17 protein-coding genes and 1 tRNA gene are annotated in these 15,468 nt (G+C 71.1%); 8 read left to right on the top strand and 10 right to left on the bottom strand.

What is annotated here, in order from left to right:
• Nucleotides 1-152: 152 nt before the first annotated feature.
• The 3 genes from H283_RS0122300 to H283_RS0122290 all read right to left on the bottom strand — a co-directional run bounded on the left by H283_RS0122300 (nt 153) and on the right by H283_RS0122290 (nt 2,070).
• Nucleotides 153-225 (bottom strand) — tRNA-Lys (locus H283_RS0122300).
• 124 nt (nt 226-349) lie between these two features.
• A complete protein-coding gene (locus H283_RS0122295) occupies nt 350-976 on the bottom strand; it encodes a hypothetical protein (protein ID WP_196806050.1) in 627 nt (208 codons plus the stop codon).
• A gap of 137 nt (nt 977-1,113) precedes the next feature.
• Nucleotides 1,114-2,070 (bottom strand): LPXTG cell wall anchor domain-containing protein, encoded by a 957-nt coding sequence (locus tag H283_RS0122290; protein ID WP_196806049.1) that lies wholly within the window; start codon nt 2,068-2,070, stop codon nt 1,114-1,116.
• A gap of 156 nt (nt 2,071-2,226) precedes the next feature.
• Between H283_RS0122290 and H283_RS0122285 the strand changes: the two genes are divergently transcribed.
• The gene (locus H283_RS0122285) at nt 2,227-2,748 is read left to right on the top strand and encodes a YbhB/YbcL family Raf kinase inhibitor-like protein (RefSeq protein WP_028785834.1); all 522 of its coding nucleotides are present in this window, start codon (nt 2,227-2,229) and stop codon (nt 2,746-2,748) included.
• Nucleotides 2,749-2,900: 152 nt separating this feature from the next.
• Here the strand turns inward: H283_RS0122285 and H283_RS26185 are convergent, their stop codons facing one another.
• Together H283_RS26185 and H283_RS26180 are read right to left on the bottom strand one after the other, a co-directional pair.
• The gene (locus tag H283_RS26185) at nt 2,901-3,689 is read right to left on the bottom strand and encodes a sigma-70 family RNA polymerase sigma factor (protein WP_020145747.1); all 789 of its coding nucleotides are present in this window, start codon (nt 3,687-3,689) and stop codon (nt 2,901-2,903) included.
• A 135-nt stretch (nt 3,690-3,824) separates the two neighbouring features.
• Entirely contained in the window at nt 3,825-4,139 is a 315-nt protein-coding gene (locus H283_RS26180; RefSeq protein ID WP_043650593.1) for a hypothetical protein, read from the bottom strand.
• Between the two features lie 83 nt (nt 4,140-4,222).
• On the opposite strand from H283_RS26180, the gene H283_RS0122270 reads away from it, so the two are divergent.
• From H283_RS0122270 to H283_RS0122240, 7 genes are all read left to right on the top strand, one after another.
• On the top strand, nt 4,223-4,975 hold the full coding sequence (locus H283_RS0122270; protein ID WP_043650573.1) for a (Fe-S)-binding protein: 753 nt from the start codon (nt 4,223-4,225) through the stop codon (nt 4,973-4,975).
• On the top strand, nt 4,972-6,462 hold the full coding sequence (locus H283_RS0122265) for a lactate utilization protein B (protein ID WP_020145744.1): 1,491 nt from the start codon (nt 4,972-4,974) through the stop codon (nt 6,460-6,462). The genes H283_RS0122270 and H283_RS0122265 overlap by 4 nt, the downstream gene beginning before the upstream one ends.
• Nucleotides 6,459-7,079 carry an LUD domain-containing protein gene (locus tag H283_RS0122260; protein ID WP_020145743.1) on the top strand — a complete coding sequence of 207 codons (621 nt, stop codon included), beginning with the start codon at nt 6,459-6,461 and terminating at the stop codon, nt 7,077-7,079. Before H283_RS0122265 ends, H283_RS0122260 begins: the two co-directional genes overlap by 4 nt.
• Before the next feature lie 82 nt (nt 7,080-7,161).
• Nucleotides 7,162-7,773 (top strand): hypothetical protein, encoded by a 612-nt coding sequence (locus tag H283_RS0122255; RefSeq protein WP_020145742.1) that lies wholly within the window; start codon nt 7,162-7,164, stop codon nt 7,771-7,773.
• Nucleotides 7,774-8,033: 260 nt separating this feature from the next.
• On the top strand, nt 8,034-8,234 hold the full coding sequence (locus H283_RS0122250) for a hypothetical protein (protein WP_020145741.1): 201 nt from the start codon (nt 8,034-8,036) through the stop codon (nt 8,232-8,234).
• 171 nt (nt 8,235-8,405) lie between these two features.
• A complete protein-coding gene (locus H283_RS0122245; RefSeq protein ID WP_020145740.1) occupies nt 8,406-9,026 on the top strand; it encodes a DUF47 domain-containing protein in 621 nt (206 codons plus the stop codon).
• Between the two features lie 7 nt (nt 9,027-9,033).
• Nucleotides 9,034-10,038 (top strand): inorganic phosphate transporter, encoded by a 1,005-nt coding sequence (locus H283_RS0122240; RefSeq protein WP_020145739.1) that lies wholly within the window; start codon nt 9,034-9,036, stop codon nt 10,036-10,038.
• A gap of 154 nt (nt 10,039-10,192) precedes the next feature.
• Here H283_RS0122240 and pstB read toward each other — a convergent pair whose 3' ends face one another.
• The 5 genes from pstB to H283_RS0122215 form a co-directional block, all read right to left on the bottom strand.
• Nucleotides 10,193-10,969 (bottom strand): phosphate ABC transporter ATP-binding protein PstB, encoded by a 777-nt coding sequence (gene pstB / locus H283_RS0122235; protein ID WP_020145738.1) that lies wholly within the window; start codon nt 10,967-10,969, stop codon nt 10,193-10,195.
• Nucleotides 10,970-10,989: 20 nt separating this feature from the next.
• On the bottom strand, nt 10,990-11,955 hold the full coding sequence (gene pstA, locus H283_RS0122230; RefSeq protein ID WP_020145737.1) for a phosphate ABC transporter permease PstA: 966 nt from the start codon (nt 11,953-11,955) through the stop codon (nt 10,990-10,992).
• Nucleotides 11,952-12,941, bottom strand: a complete 990-nt coding sequence (gene pstC, locus H283_RS0122225; protein ID WP_020145736.1) for a phosphate ABC transporter permease subunit PstC — start codon at nt 12,939-12,941, stop codon at nt 11,952-11,954. The genes pstA and pstC overlap by 4 nt, the downstream gene beginning before the upstream one ends.
• A 130-nt stretch (nt 12,942-13,071) precedes the next feature.
• Entirely contained in the window at nt 13,072-14,193 is a 1,122-nt protein-coding gene (gene pstS / locus H283_RS0122220; RefSeq protein WP_020145735.1) for a phosphate ABC transporter substrate-binding protein PstS, read from the bottom strand.
• Nucleotides 14,194-14,456: 263 nt separating this feature from the next.
• Nucleotides 14,457-15,404, bottom strand: coding sequence for an NUDIX hydrolase (locus tag H283_RS0122215; protein ID WP_043650572.1), 948 nt, complete (start codon nt 15,402-15,404; stop codon nt 14,457-14,459).
• Nucleotides 15,405-15,468: the final 64 nt, after the last annotated feature.

Below are 15,468 nucleotides of genomic sequence, written 5' to 3'. Positions count from 1 at the left end.
GCCTTGTACCGCTGCTCGGCCACGCTCATCTCCTTCATCAGGAGAGCGTCAAGGATCAGCCGAAGCAGCTGTCAACCATCACCCGAAACACTGTCAGGCATCAGGCGAAGCCCGAACGTCAAACATCAGGCGAAGTCATACAGTCACGCTCGTGGGCCCCGTCGGGCTCGAACCGACGACCGGCGGATTAAAAGTCCGATGCTCTACCGACTGAGCTAGAGGCCCGTGGTCCGACTCGGTGCGTGCGCACCGTTCCGAACCCGCCGTCAGTATGCCCGACCGCCCGACTGCAGCCGAACCCGCGACCCGCCGAGGCGCGGTGCCCCCGCACGGCGTCGGGTGCGGGGTGTCAGGTGTGACGCCCGCGCACCCAGTCCTCGAGGGTGCCGTCGACGTGGCCGCGCATCACGAGGGACCACACGAGCACGGAGGCCGCGAACTCCCCGACGGGCGCGGCGGCAGCGACGTCGTCACGCAGGGCAGCGAAGCCGGGACCGTCGGCGGGGCGACGGAAGCGGAGACGAGGGGAGTCGAGCACGACCGCGCGTGCGCTCTCGGGGAGGCTCTCGACCGTGGCTGGTCGGGCCGCGGCCACGGCGCGCCGCGCGCGGATCGACCTCACCCGGAGCAGGCCGCCGATCGTCACGCCGACGGCGGCGGCGGCCAGCACGACGACCAGACCCAGCCCGAGGTCGGACTCGCCGACCGGCCGGCGCCACGCCACGGCGGCAGCTCCGGCCGCGAGCACGAGCGCGACCACGAAGGGCCAGGAGAGGCGCCCCCAGGCGGCGTCTCGCTCGAGCCGCTCCTGCTCGTAGAAACGGGAGGCCCACTCGCGCACGGCGAAGACCGGGAAGCCGGACGCGGCCTGCGGCGCGGCGTCGTCCACGGATGACCGAGGCGCCACCCCCGTCGTCCGGTGCGTGGGCCCACGTCGCACCGCCTCGGCGCTGTGCGCCTCTCGCTGCTCGCGCATCCGACCCCTGTCTGCTTTGTCACGTTTCGTGACCTTCAGCGTAACGAGGGATCGCGTCGGACGTGGGACGTCCACGCCGGGCCGGCTCCGCGACTCCCGCGACCGCGGCTCCGCGGCGCCTTCCCCGTGGGAGTGCGTCAGGCGCCGGTGTCGGGCCGGTCCGAGGCAGCAGCGGCGGCGGGACTCTCGACGGGGCCGAGGGTGGCGCGCAGCTCGCGCCGGGCCGAGTCGATGACGGCCCGACGGGCCCGGAACTGGTCCGGGTCGGCCGCCGGGGCGGTCGCGAGGTCGGCGCCGACCGCCTCCACGAGGCCCCGCAGGAGCCCGCGGACGTCGGTGACCCGTTCGGCGCGGGCTCCGTCCGGTGCCTCGGTGGCCAGGGTGTGGAAGGTCTCGTCGATCTCCAGCAGTCGGGGCTGGGCGGCCGTCCAGATCGGCAGCGCCTCGGCGGCACTCGGCCGCTCGAGCACCTGGGTGGTGAGCGAGTCCTCGACCCAGGACGCCTCCTTCTCCGCGGCGGCCAGTCGGTCGTCCCAGGCCTGCAGCTCCGCCTGTGCCTGGCGCCGCCGGATGAGGAACCAGGCGAGCAGGCCGAGCAGGACGAGCAGCAGCAGCCACGGCCACCACGTCGTCCCCTGCTCCGAGGTGGGCGTCACCGGCGCGGCTGCGGTCGGGGTCGGCGTCGGTGTGGGGGACTCGCTCTCCGTCGGACTCTCGGTGACCGTGGCCGTCTCGGTCTGCGTCACCGTGGCCGTCTGGGTCCTCGTCTCCGTCCTCGTCTCCGTCCGGGTCTGCGTCTGGGTCTGCGTCTGGGTCTGCGTCTGGGTCTGCGTCTGCGTCTGGGTCACGGTCTGCGTCTCGGTCGGGACGGTCCGGGTCGGCAGCGTCGGGAGCGTCACCGTCGGCTCGCTGGATGCCGGCTCGTTGACGGCAGGCTCGCTGGCCGAGGGCTCGCTCGCGGACGGCAAGGCTGAGCGACTGATGCTCGGCAGCGTCGACGGCAGGGTGATCGACCCGCCGCCGGAGCACGCGGCGAGGACCGCGACCACGACCAGGGTGGCAAGCGCGCCGGCCAGGGCAGGAATGCGTCTCATGGCCGATTGTCCGCGCACGACACGGGGCACGGGCGTCACCCGCGCGGGGTGAGATGGCGGCAGGCCGCCCTGGTCCCGGACGCGCGCTCCGGCCCGGGACGGCATACGGACTCGGTGGGTATGGTGCAGACGTCAACGACTGAGCAGGAGGACCGCATGAGCCTGGACCGACCGGTCGCCCCGAACCCCTACGACCTGCTGCCGCAGGTGCCCTCCTTCACGGTGACGAGTGCCGACGTCACCGACGGGGAGCCGCTCAAGGACGACCAGGTGGCCGCCGAGGGCAACACGTCGCCGCAGCTGTCGTGGAGCGGTGCGCCCGAGGGGACGCAGAGCTACGTCGTCACGTGCTTCGACCCCGATGCCCCCACGCCGTCGGGCTTCTGGCACTGGGTGCTGGTCGACCTGCCCGCCGACGTCACCTCCCTCGACACGGGTGCGGCTTCGGCAGCCTTGCCGGGCAAGGCTTTTCACGTGCGCAACGACGGTGGTGAGTCGGGCTTCATGGGTGCGGCCCCGCCCGAGGGAGACATGCCGCACCGCTACTTCTTCGTCGTCCACGCGGTCTCGGAGCCGACGCTCGGCGTCGACGACTCGGCGTCGCCGGCTGTCGTGTCGTTCAACCTCGCCTTCAAGACGCTCGCCCGCGCCGTCATCCACGGCACCTACCAGCACTGACGCCCGACGGGCGCCACACGATGGCGTATGCCGGGTCGCTCGCCGGGCGGCCCGGCCGACGTCACGCGACGGCGACGTGACCCGACGACGACGCAGCCCGCGCCGCCGTCGGCGGTGCGGGCTGCGTGCTCCGGGACCTTGTGGCCTGCCCGTCAGGCGCTCATGAGCTCCGCGGACTCGAGGTGGCCGCGCAGCTCGGCGAGGACCCGCCGCAGCAGTCGGCTCACCTGCATGGCGCTGAGGCCCATCGTCTGGGCGATCTCGGCCTGCGTCATGTCATGGGCGAAGCGCAGCTCGACGATCTCCTGCTCGCGCGGGGGCAGCCGCTTGAGCGCCGTCCGCACGACGATGCCGTCGTCGAGGCCCGGGTCCGAGTGGTGCTCCGCGCGGGCGTCGACGAGGTCGAGCACCGGCCGGCCGCCTTCGGTCGTGGTGGCGTCGAGCGAGGCCGGTCGAAGGTTTGTCGAGGCGACCTGTGCCTCCTTGACCTGCTCGAGGGTCAGCTCGAGAGCCGTGGCCAGGTCGTCCTGGGTGGGCTCGTGCCCGAGCGTCTGCTCGAGGCGGGTGCGGGCCTCGGTGACGAGCTGACGCCGCTCCTGCAGGCCGCGCGGGGGGCGGACGAGCCAGCCGTGGTCGCGGAAGTGGCGGCGCAGCTCACCGGTGATGGTGGGCGTGGCGTAGGCGCCGAACTCGGTCTCCTGGGAGAGGTCGAAACGCTGGATCGCCTTGAGCAGAGCGAGGAATGCGACCTGCTCGAGGTCGTCCCGGTCGAGGCCCTTGCCGGCGTAGCGGTGGGCGAGGGACCGGGCCAGGGGCATGTGCAGCCGGGTCACCGTCTCGAGGGCCTGCGCCCTCTCGGTCTCGGAGTCCGAGGTGCGGACGGTGGTGATGAGCTCACGGGTGCGGGCGTCCTTGCGGGGACCGCGCGAAGGGTCGGTCATGTCTGCTCCATCCAAAGATGTGGGTGGCGGCGCTTTCTTGACCGACATGAGGAACCTTAGACAAAGTCTCAACATTGCACAAGGGCTGGACAGAGGGGCTCGGCTCGGACCGACTCGGAACGGCGCTGCCGACCCTCAGGCGGGGCGATGGAGCACGGCTGCCTCGGGCGTCACGACGAGCTCTCCGTCTCCGACCTCGGCGACCGTGCCGTCGACGAGGAGCGACCGGTCGCCGGCCTCCCGCGGCGGGAAGACGAGCGTGACGCCGCGGCGCTCGCCGACGAGGCGCGTGGCCGTCGAGCCGATGCGGTCGACGAGCAGACGATCGCCGTCGAGGCGTGGTCGTACCCCGAGCACGTGCGGCCGCTCCTCGCCGAGACACACGAGGAACGCGTAGTCGTGGTGCCCCATCGCCTCGCCCAGCTCCGACAGCTCGACCTTGACGCTCATGACGACCTCCACCGTCCGGGTCCGCACCCGGTGGCGCGGACGACTCACCTCATCGTCCACCTGAGCTGTGCGAAGGTGTCGGTATGCGTGTGGCGTTGATGGTCACCTGCCTGGGCGACGCGATGTTCCCGGACGCCGGCAAGGCTGTGGTGACGCTGCTGCGCCGACTGGGCGTCGACGTCGAGTTCCCCGTGGCCCAGACCTGTTGCGGCCAGCCCATGGTCAACACGGGCTACCTCGACGAGGCCGTCCCGGTGGTGCGCACCTTCGCGCGGGCGTTCGAGGGCTACGACGCGATCGTCACGCCGTCCGGGTCGTGCGCCGGTTCCGCCCGCCACCAGCACTCCATCGTCGCTCGGCGTTCGGGCGACGAGGGCCTCATGACCGCTGTCGCCGAGATCTCTCCGCGCGTGCGCGAGCTGTCCGAGTTCCTCGTCGACGACCTCGGGGTGGAGGACGTCGGCGCCTCCTTCCCGCACTCGGTGACGTACCACCCGACGTGCCACTCGCTGCGGATGCTCGGCGTCGGTGACCGCCCCGAGCGGCTGCTGCGCGCGGTCCGCGGCCTCCGGCTGCTCGACCTCCCGCGGGCCGAGGAGTGCTGTGGCTTCGGAGGCACCTTCGCGCTCAAGAACGCCGACACCTCCGTCGCCATGGGCGCCGACAAGGCCCGGCACGTGCGCGAGTCGGGGGCCGAGGTCCTCGTCGCCGGCGACAGCTCGTGCCTCATGCACGTCGGCGGCCTCTTGACGCGGCAACGGGCGGGGGTCCGCGTCATGCACCTCGCCGAGGTGCTCGCCTCGACGGAGGGCGCGCCGGACGGGGGCGCCCGATGAGCCGCACCTTCGTCGGTATGCCGCCGTTCCCCACCGCCGCCCGCGCCGCCCTCGCCGACACGCAGCTGCGGGCCAACCTCGCCCACGCGACGACGACGATCCGGGCCAAGCGCGCGGCCGTCGTCGCCGAGGTCGACGACTGGGAGGCGCTGCGCGTCCGGGCCGCCGCGATCAAGGACGACGTCCTGCTCCACCTCGACGAGCACCTCGTCCGCCTCGAGGAGTCGCTCACCGCACGCGGGGCGGTCGTCCACTGGGCGCGCACGGCGCAAGAGGCGTCCGAGGTCGTGGCCCGGGTGGCCAGAGCCCACGGCGTCGACGAGGTCGTCAAGGTCAAGTCGATGGCCACGCAGGAGATCGAGCTCAACGAATACCTTGCGGCGCAAGGGATCTCCGCATGGGAGACCGACCTCGCCGAGCTCATCGTCCAGCTCGGCGACGACCTCCCGAGCCACATCCTCGTGCCGGCCATCCACCGCAACCGTGCCGAGATCCGCGCTGTCTTCGAGCGCGAGATGGCACGCGTCGGTCGGCCGGCCCCGGCCGACCTCATCGACGACCCGGCCCGACTGGCCGAGGCGGCTCGGTTGCACCTGCGCGAGAAGTTCCTCCGCGCCAAGGTCGGCGTCAGTGGTGCCAACTTCGCCGTCGCGGACTCCGGCACCCTCGTCGTCGTCGAGTCCGAGGGCAACGGCCGCATGTGCCTGACCCTCCCCGAGGTGCTCGTCTCCGTCGTCGGCATCGAGAAGATCGTCCCCACGTGGACCGACCTCGACGTCTTCCTCACCCTGCTGCCTCGCTCGTCGACGGGGGAGCGGATGAATCCCTACACCTCGACATGGTCCGGGGTGACGCCCGGAGACGGGCCGCAGGAGGTCCACGTCGTCCTCCTCGACAACGGCCGCACGCGCGCCCTCGCCGACGAGGTGGGCCGCCAGGCGCTGCGCTGCATCCGGTGCTCGGCCTGCCTCAACGTGTGCCCCGTCTACGAGCGCACGGGCGGCCACGCCTACGGCTCCGTCTATCCCGGTCCCATCGGCGCCATCCTCAACCCGCTCCTCAAGGGCGTGGGCCACGACGACCAGACCGACTCCCTGCCGTACGCCTCCTCGCTCTGCGGGGCGTGCTTCGAGGCCTGTCCCGTGCGCATCGACATCCCCAGCGTCCTCGTCGACCTGCGCGCCCAGGTCGTCGACGCCCACCGGACCGGGATTCCCAAGGCGGAGGCGCTCGCCATGCGCGCGGCCGCCGCGACCTTCGGGTCGGGTGGCCGGCTCGCCGCAGCCGAGCGCGCGTCGGGCCTGGCGGGTCGAGCCCACGATGCGATCTCGCGGATCGCCCGTCGTGACAGGCGCGCCGGCGGCCGACGGCTGCTCGGCCGGCTGCCCGGCCCCGGCGCCGCCTGGACCGACGCACGCGACCTGCCCGCGCCGCCCGCGGAGTCGTTCCGCGCCTGGTGGAAGCGCACCGACGGCGGCACGCGGTGAGTGCGCGCGACGAGATCCTCGGTGCGGTCCGCGACGCCATCGCATCGGCGCGACGTCCCGTCGACGTCCCCGCGCTCGACCGGCCCGACCGCGACGGTGACGTCGACCTCTTCGCCGAGCGGGTGGCCGACTTTCGCGCCACCGTCGTGCGGTGCGGTCCGGGCGGTGTCGCCGCCGCCATCGCGGCCGCTCTTCCCGACGGCGCCACCGTCGTCGTCCCCGACGGGATGCCCTATGCCGTCCCCGGCGCGGTCCCGGACGACGGACTCAGCGCGGCGGACCTCGACGCGACCACGGCCGTCGTCACCACGGCGACCGTCGCGATCGCGACGACGGGGACGATCGTCCTCTCGCACGGACCGGGGGAGGGGCGGCGGCTGCTGACGCTGGTGCCCGACCTCCACGTCTGCGTCGTGCGCGCCGACCAGGTCGTCGACGACGTCCCGGCTGCCGTCAGGCGACTCGACCCAGCGAGCCCGACGACGTGGATCAGCGGGCCGTCGGCCACGAGCGACATCGAGCTGAGCCGCGTCGAGGGCGTCCACGGCCCGCGCACCCTCCACGTCGTCCTCGTCGGCGGCGCGGACGGCATACCCCCGGCTGACGGCGTCAGCTGACGCGGCTCAGCGTGTCGTGCGGGCACGAGCGAGCGCTGCGTGCCAGAGCAGCGCCGTGGGCGTCGGGGGTTAGCCTGCTGGGATGAGCGAGAGCGAGCACCACGCCCCCAGGCGGCCCGCCTTCTTCAGCGAGGCCGCCCTCGAGGCACACGGTCCTGCCTACGACCCCACCGAGCAGATCCACGTCGCCCACGAGACGGCTCTCGCGCTCGTCCATGCCGGACGCGCGGCGTCCGACCCCGCGGTGACGCAGAAGCTCGTCGCACTCGTCGACGACATCGGCCTGTCGACGCTCGCCGAGCTGTGGTCCCAGCGCCCCGCCCGCTCCCTCCCGGGCGCCTTGTGGCGCCTCTACGTGCTTCGTGAGTGGGTGCAGCGGGCGCCCGACGAGGCGAGCCGGGAGTATGCCGCCGGCATCCGTTTCACCGGCCCCAACCACGCCGTGGCCGGTGCCGCCGAGCCGCCCGGGCCCCAGGAGATGGGGCGCGTCATCGACGAGGTGCTGCGCGGGGTCTTCGAGGGCGACCTCGCCGTCGCCCTCGAGCGGGCGTCGGCGTTCTGCCGCGTCGTCTCCGCCGGTCGCGCCGACATCTCCTCGGGCGACGAGTCCGCCGAGCAGGCGGCCAACGTCCTCGTCATGGCCGAGGACCTCACCGTCTGCGCTCGCCTGTGGCGCGCGGACGCGCTCGACTGACCGCACGACCGACGGGGTCTTGCGCCGGCACATCTTTGGTGATCCGTTCGGGCGGCTTTATCCTTGACGCGCGTCGGGTCGTGGTAGCCCCGGGTCCCAAATTCAGCCGCTACGAGCGGCCCTGTGCCGAGAGGCGCTCCCGACCCGACGCAACCTCTGCGCCCGAGCACGCTCGACGTCGACCCACCGCAAGGGCCCAGGTCGCATCTCGTTCGGGCCTTCGCCCCACCGACCACCAGGCAGCCGCCTAGATTGGACCCATGACGCCCGAGGAGGAGCGGTCCGGTGACCTGCTCGATGTCGCACTCGCCGACGAGATCGAGCTCGTGAGCGACCTCGTGGTGGCTGCATCCTCCAGCCCGCGTCATTTCACTCCCGACGAGGTCGACGAGCTGCTCGGCATCCCGGACGGCGCCCCCGGCAGCCCGTCGGACGTCCCGGCGACGCCGCCGTCGGAGTGACCCTTCCCGTCCGCACGCACGACCGGATGCTGCGGCATGCTCCCGGCTCGTCGCCCCGGCAGCAGCCAGGCAGGTCCGGATGAACGCCGGATCGACGCCGGGTTGCGCCGGAGTGACTTCTACGCCGTAGCATCTTCCCCGGACCAGACCTCGATCGACCGGAGCGCCCCCGTGGGTTTTCGCCTCACACCCCAGGACACGAGCTTTTTCTCCCTCTTCACCTCTTCCGCCCAACTCCTCGTCGAGGCGACCCGGGAGCTGACCCGGTTCCTCGAGGTCGAGCCCTCCAAGCGGCAGGCGGTGGCCGACCGGCTCAAGGAGCTCGAGCACGCCGCGGACGACGCGACGCACGAGCTCATCAACAAGGTCAACAGCTCGTTCATCACGCCCTTCGACCGTGAGGACATCCACAACCTCGCTGCGTCGCTCGACGACTGCATGGACTACATCGAGGAGACCGCCGACCTCATCGTGCTCTACCGCATGGGTGAGATCCCCGAGGGCCTGGCAGAGCAGTTCGAGATCCTGGCCCGCATGGCCGAGGTGACCGCCGAGGCGATGCCGCGCCTGCGCTCGCTGAAGGACCTCAAGAGCTACTGGATCGAGATCAACCGTCTCGAGAACCAGGCCGACTCCCTCCACCGCAAGATGGTGGCGGCCCTCTTCAACAACTCGCCCGACCCGGTCAACGTGATCAAGGTCAAGGCCATCGTCGACGGCTTCGAGAACGCCGCCGACGCGTTCGAGAAGGTCGCCCACGTGGTCGAGGGCATCGCGGTCAAGGAGTCCTGACCCGCTGATGGACACCACCATCCCCGTCCTCGGGGTCGCTGCGGTCATCGCACTGGCCATGGGCTTCAACTACACCAACGGCTTCCACGACGCCGCCAACGCGATCGCGACCTCGGTCTCGACCCGGGCTCTCACGCCTCGTGTGGCGCTCGCCATGGCGGCCATCGCCAACCTCTTCGGCGCCTTCTTCGGCTCCAAGGTCGCGGCGACCATCGGCTCGGGCATCATCGAGCAGCCCGAAGGGGTCGACGGGCTCTGGCTCGTCGCGGCCGCCCTCATCGGCGCCATCGGCTGGAACCTGCTGACCTGGTGGTTCGGGCTCCCGTCCTCCTCGTCCCACGCCCTCATCGGCGGCCTCGGCGGTGCGGCGCTCGTCGCGGGCGTCGCGGTGAAGTGGGCCGTCGTCTGGGAGAAGGTCATCATCCCGATGATCGCCTCGCCGATCATCGGCCTCATCGTGGGCTACCTCTTCATGACGGCGATCTTCTGGATCTTCCGCAACGCCAACCCCGGGCGCGTCACACGCGGCTTCCGTCTGGCGCAGACGGCGTCAGCAGCGGCGATGGCCTTCGGCCACGGTCTCCAGGACGCCGCCAAGACCGCCGGCGTCGTGCTGCTCGCGCTCAACATCTCGGGCTACCACAACAGCACGACCGTCCCCATCTGGGTCCTCGTGCTGTCGGCCCTCGTGATCTCGGCCGGCACGTACGCCGGTGGCTGGCGCATCATGCGCACGCTGGGTCGCCGCATCATCGACCTCACCCCGCCCCAGGGCTTCGCGGCCGAGACGACGGCGGCCTCGATCCTCTACGTCGCGGGTCTCGCGCTCGGAGCCCCGATCTCGACCACGCACACGATCACCTCGGCGATCATGGGCGTCGGAGCGACCAAGCGGCTCTCGGCCGTGCGGTGGAGCGTGGCCGGCAACATCGTCGGCGCGTGGGTGCTCACCTTCCCGGGCGCCGGTCTCGTCGCCGTCATCGCCTGGTACGCCAGCTCGATCTTCCGCTGACCGCCGCGCGCGGTCGCGCCGCCCCCCGGCATGCGACCGCGCCCACGGCCACGACGGCGCCCACGGCATACGACAGTGCCCACCTGACCCTCGCGGTCAGGTGGGCACTGTCGTGCGGGGACCGGTCCCGGGAACGGGCCGGTGGTCACGCGGCTCAGCCGAAGCGGCCGGAGATGTAGTCCTCCGTGGCCTGCTCGGTCGGGTTGTTGAAGATCCGCGTCGTGTCGTCGATCTCGACGAGCCGGCCCGGCTCCCCGGTGGCCTTGAGGTTGAAGAAGGCCGTGCGGTCGGACACGCGCGCCGCCTGCTGCATGTTGTGCGTGACGATGACGATGGTGAAGTCGTTCTTCAGCTCGTTGACGAGGTCCTCGATGGCGAGCGTCGAGATCGGGTCGAGGGCCGAGCACGGCTCGTCCATGAGCAGCACCTGCGGCTGCACGGCGATCGCCCGGGCGATGCACAGACGCTGCTGCTGGCCGCCGGAGAGGCCGGCACCCGGCTTGCTCAGGCGGTCCTTGACCTCGGTCCAGAGGTTGGCTCCCTTGAGCGACTGCTCGACGATGCCGTCGAGGGTCTTCTTGTTCTTGACACCGTTGAGCCGCAGGCCCGCCGCCACGTTGTCGTAGATCGACATCGTCGGGAACGGGTTCGGCCGCTGGAAGACCATGCCGACCGTGCGCCGCACCGTCACGGGGTCCATCGAGCTGGCGTAGAGGTCCTGGTCGTCGAGCATGACCTTGCCCTCGACGCGACCGCCGGGGATCACCTCGTGCATCCGGTTGAGGGTGCGCAGGAAGGTCGACTTGCCGCAGCCGGACGGCCCGATGAAGGCCGTGACGGAACGGGGCTCGACCGTCATCGAGACGCCCTCGACGGCCTTGAAGGAGCCGTAGTAGACGTTGAGGTCGGTGACGTCGATTCGCTTTGCCATCGTTCAGATATCGCTTTCTCTTACTTCTTGACGGCGCCGAAGTGCGCAATGACACGGCCGATGACGTTGAGGAGGAGCACGAGCAGGATGAGCGTGAGGGCCGCTCCCCACATCCGCTCCGCCGCGGTGGCGAGCGCGAAGTCGCCGCGGTCCTGGTTGATCATCATCGGCAGGGTCGGGAAGTTGCCGTTGAACAGGTCGCGCTGGAAGTTCTTCGTGTACGGGGCGAGGATCAGCAGGGGCGCCGTCTCACCCATGACGCGGGCGATGCCGAGGAGCACTCCGGTGACGATGCCGGAGAACGCCGTGCGCAGCACGATCTTGACGACCGTGGCCCACTTGGGCACGCCGAGGGCGTACGCCGCCTCCCGCAGCTCGTTGGGCACGAGCTTGAGCATCTCCTCGGTGGACCGCACGATGACCGGGATCATGAGCAGCACGAGCGCGAGCGCGGCGGCGAATCCCGAGCGGCTGAAGCCGAAGGCCGTCACCCACACGGCGTAGATGAACAGCGCCGCGACGATGGACGGGACGCCCGAGAGGATGTCGACGGTGAAGCTGATCGCCTTGGCGAGGCGCCCGCGACCGTACTCGACGAGGTAGACGGCGGTGAGGATGCCGATGGGCACCGCGATGAGGGCGGTGAAGCCGACCATCTGCAGGGTGCCCTCGATCGCGTGCCGGGCCCCACCACCGAAGTCGTCGGAGTTGATGTTGCGCTGGTTGCCGGTCCACCACGTCGCCGTCGTGAGCATGTGGAAGCCCTTCGCGACGACCGTGCCGAGGATCCACACGAGAGGGACCATGGCGAGGGCGAAGGCGGCCCACATGACGACCCGGGCGACGACGTCCTTGACGGCGCGGGCCCGGTGGGGGTTGCTCATCTCGGACAGGGCGTCGCGGCCCGAACGTCCGCCGGGTGGCGTGAAGGTCTCGCCGGGGACGACCTGGTCGTCGGGCGCGCGGCGGTCGGTGGCGGTGCTCATTCGGTGAAGGCCTTCCTGCGCTCGATGACCACGCGGGCGATGCTGTTGACGACGAAGGTCAGCACGAAGAGGACGAGCCCGGCAGCGATGTAGGCGCCGGTCTTGTTCGGGTTGCTGAACTCCGAGGCGTTGTTCGCGATCTTCGACGCGAAGGTCTCGCCGCCGTTGAAGAGCGACCACGACCACGGGTTGCCGTCGGCGAGGGCCGAGACGAGGAACGTGACGGCGATCGTCTCGCCGAGGGCTCGGCCGAGGGCCAGCATCGAGGCGGAGATGACGCCAGGTCGGCCGAAGGGCAGCACGGCCGTGCGGATCATCTCCCACTGGGTCGCGCCCAGCGCGAGAGCGCCCTCCTTGTGGGCCGTGGGCGTCTGGTCGAAGACCTCGCGCGAGAGCGCCGTGACGATGGGCAGGACCATGATGGCGAGGACGACGCCGATGAAGCAGATCGTCCCGCCGCTGATGCCGGTCGGCGCGAAGAGCGGGAACCAGCCGAGCTTGTCCTCGATGAACGACTGCACCGGCTTGAACACGGGTGCGAAGGCGATGAGGCCCCAGAGGCCGTAGACGATCGAGGGCACGGCGGCCAGCAGGTCGACGAGGCCTGCCGCGGGCCGACGCATCCACGACGGGGCGTACTGCGTGAGGAAGAGCGCGACCGCGACGCCGACGGGGACCGAGAGCACCATGGCGATCGTCGAGGCGGTCACCGTCGTCCAGAGGAACTCGAGGATGCCGAAGGCGGGCTGCTCACCACCCGGCGCCCAGACGCGGCTCGTGAAGAAGTTCGCCGAGTTGTCCATCAGCGCAGGCACGGCCTGGACGATGAGGAAGATCGCGATGAGCGTCACGAGCACGATGACGAGGATGCCGGAGACGGTGGCGGCTCCGCCGAAGAGCCGGTCGCCGATGCGACCCGTGGAGGCCGTGTCGGACTGCAGGGGTCGGCGCCGGTCGGGGCCGGGAGTCTGGTCCGCGGCGGACACACCCGTCACTGTCGACACGTGGAGGCCTCTTCCTTCGGTTGCGTGGTACTGGCACAGGGGCGGGCGCCGAGTGTGGCGCCCACCCCTGCGTGGACGACCCTGCCGGATCGCTCCGGCCGGGTCAGGCGGTTCAGGAGATCGCGTCGACCGCGGCCTGGACCTTGGTCGCGACCTCGGTCGGCAGCGGGGCGTAGCCCTTGGCCTCGAGCCCCTTCTGGACCTCGTCCGAGGCGAAGGTCTTGAGGAAGCTCTTGACCTTCTTGCCCGTCTCGGCGTCGGCGTACTTCGAGCAGACGATCTCGTAGGTCACGAGGACGATCGGGTAGGCCCCGGCCTCCTTGGTGGCGTAGTCGATCTTGAGCGCGAGATTGTTGCCCGTGCCCGTCTGCTTGGCCGTGGCGATCGTCTTGCCGGCGGACTCGGCGGTCAGCTCGACGGGACCGGAGCCCGTGTCGATCTGGGCCATGGGCAGCTGGTTCTGCTGGGCGTAGGAGAGCTCGACGTACGTGATGCCGCCGTCCTGGCCCTTCGTGGCGGTGGCGACTCCGGCGGACTTCTCCTTGCCCTCGCCCTTGCCGGTCCACTTCTTGCCGGTCTCGTAGGACCAGGCGTCGGGAGCGGCGGCCTTGAGGTACTTCGTGAAGTTCTCGGTCGTGCCCGACTCGTCGGAGCGGAAGAAGACCTTGATCGGCGTCGCGGGAAGCGTGACGCCCTTGTTGAGCCCCGCGATGGCCGGGTCGTTCCAGGTCGTGATCTTGCCGTCGAAGATCTTGGCGGCCACCTCGGCGTTGAGCACGAGCTTGTCGACGCCCTTGACGTTGTAGGCGATCGCGATCGGGCCGGTGACCATGGGCAGGTTCCAGGCCTCGGTGCCGCAGGACGCCTTGGCGTCGTCGGCCTCGATCTTGCCGTCCTTGGGCTCGGTCTTGAGCGCCGAGTCGGAGCCGGCGAAGTCGACCTGCTTGGCGATGAACTGCTTGATGCCGGCACCGGAGCCGGTCGGCTGGTAGTCGATGTTGGCGTCGGCGCAGGCCGTCTGGTACGCCTTGATGGCCTCGTCGATGGCGTTCTTCTGGGCCGAGGAGCCCTCGGCCTTGAGGTCGCCGCTGAAGCAGTCGCCGGCGGCGGTCGAGCCAGCAGCGGTCGAGCCGGCACCGGGAGCGGCGCCGTTGTTCTCGGACGCGCAGGCCGAGAGCGCAAGAGCGCCGGACAGGGCGATGGCGCCGAGAGCGCTGATACGCGAAACAGACACGAGTGTGATCCCTCTCGATGGGGTGTACCTGGTGGTCGTTCGGTCAGATCCGAGCGACGTTGCTGGACGTTGATCCACGGCGAACATAGGTGGGCCGGATGACGAGTCGTCCACGTGCGGTTAACGCAGGGTGAACGCGGGGCGACGTCTTGGGGTGGGGTGCCGGCTCGGGATGCGGGACGGCCGGGCCCGACCGACGATGAAGGATTCGGCAGGCCTGAAAGGGGCCGGGGAGGGGCCCCCGAGCGTCCGGCCGGCGCGCCTCAGGTGTCGATGCGCTCGACGTCGACGACGCGCGCGTCCTCTCCTCGCCCGACGAGGTGGCAGACGAGCACCTCGCCCTTGTGCATGGCCTCGTCCGCCGCGGCGTGCAGCAGCTCCGCGACGCCCACACGCTCCGGGGAGTGGGCGACCCGGGTGTGGAGCAGGCGGAGGAGGGTCGGCAGCACGGGCCCGTGGCTGCACAGGGCGGCCGGGTCACCGCGCTCGAGCAGGCGCTGGACCTGGGCGACGGCCCCGACAGGGCTCTCGGCGAAGCCCTCCTCCGACAGGACGTCCCGGGTGCGGAGGCGGAGTCCTCGCCCAGCGGCATACGGCTCGACGGTCGAGACGCAGCGCGCGGACGACGACGAGACGACACGGGTGACCCCGTACGCCCCGAGCACGGCGGCGACGGTGTCCGCCTGGGCGCGCCCCACGGCGTCGAGCGGTCGTCGCCGGTCGTCGCCCTGCCACTTGCCCCTCGGCGTGGCCTTGGCGTGCCGGACGAACACGAGGGGCCACGTACGCAGCTCGTCGGCCCGCTCGGCGCGCACCAGGGCGAGCAGCTGCTCACGGTCGCGGGCGTAGTCGAGCCGGTCGTGTGCCGTGCGCACGTCGACCCAGGCGACCTCGTCGATCTCGTGCTCGAGCGCGCCCGTGCCGCCGGTGACGCGGGCCGACCAGTAGTGCACCTGCTTCGTGGCAGGGCCGCCGGTCGGGTCGAGGACGGGGTACTCGGCGGAGGGCAGCGGGACGCCGAGGCGCACGACGAGTCCGGTCTCCTCGAGGGTCTCGCGGGCCGCGGCGACGCAGGGATGCTCGCCGGGGTCGAGCTTGCCCTTGGCCCAGGACCAGTCGTCGTACTTCGGGCGATGCACGAGGGCGACCTCGAGACGTCCGTCGCGACGCCGCCAGGGCAGCGTGCCGGCGGCGGGGATCACTGAGGCCACGCGCGCCAGTCTGCCTGATGCGGCGCCGGCGGGCGCCCCGACGACCGAACCCGCCCTGTGCCGG

The organism is Terracoccus sp. 273MFTsu3.1 (genome assembly GCF_000383675.1).
Taxonomy (GTDB): Bacteria; Actinomycetota; Actinomycetes; order Actinomycetales; family Dermatophilaceae; genus Terrabacter.
The sequence above is the reverse complement of the archived record's forward strand: the minus strand, read 5'-3'. Positions and strand labels throughout refer to the sequence as shown.

Excerpts from the sequence above, each read along its gene's own strand:
- H283_RS0122240 (WP_020145739.1), top strand. The coding sequence starts at position 9,034 with ATGGACACCACCATCCCCGTCCTCGGGGTCGCTGCGGTCATCGCACTG.
- H283_RS26180 (WP_043650593.1), bottom strand. The coding sequence starts at position 4,139 with ATGAGCGTCAAGGTCGAGCTGTCGGAGCTGGGCGAGGCGATGGGGCAC.
- pstA (WP_020145737.1), bottom strand. The coding sequence starts at position 11,955 with ATGAGCACCGCCACCGACCGCCGCGCGCCCGACGACCAGGTCGTCCCC.
- H283_RS0122255 (WP_020145742.1), top strand. The coding sequence starts at position 7,162 with ATGAGCGAGAGCGAGCACCACGCCCCCAGGCGGCCCGCCTTCTTCAGC.
- H283_RS26185 (WP_020145747.1), bottom strand. The coding sequence starts at position 3,689 with ATGACCGACCCTTCGCGCGGTCCCCGCAAGGACGCCCGCACCCGTGAG.
- H283_RS0122265 (WP_020145744.1), top strand. The coding sequence starts at position 4,972 with ATGAGCCGCACCTTCGTCGGTATGCCGCCGTTCCCCACCGCCGCCCGC.
- H283_RS0122295 (WP_196806050.1), bottom strand. The coding sequence starts at position 976 with ATGCGCGAGCAGCGAGAGGCGCACAGCGCCGAGGCGGTGCGACGTGGG.
- H283_RS0122285 (WP_028785834.1), top strand. The coding sequence starts at position 2,227 with ATGAGCCTGGACCGACCGGTCGCCCCGAACCCCTACGACCTGCTGCCG.
- pstB (WP_020145738.1), bottom strand. The coding sequence starts at position 10,969 with ATGGCAAAGCGAATCGACGTCACCGACCTCAACGTCTACTACGGCTCC.
- H283_RS0122250 (WP_020145741.1), top strand. The coding sequence starts at position 8,034 with ATGACGCCCGAGGAGGAGCGGTCCGGTGACCTGCTCGATGTCGCACTC.
- H283_RS0122270 (WP_043650573.1), top strand. The coding sequence starts at position 4,223 with ATGCGTGTGGCGTTGATGGTCACCTGCCTGGGCGACGCGATGTTCCCG.
- H283_RS0122290 (WP_196806049.1), bottom strand. The coding sequence starts at position 2,070 with ATGAGACGCATTCCTGCCCTGGCCGGCGCGCTTGCCACCCTGGTCGTG.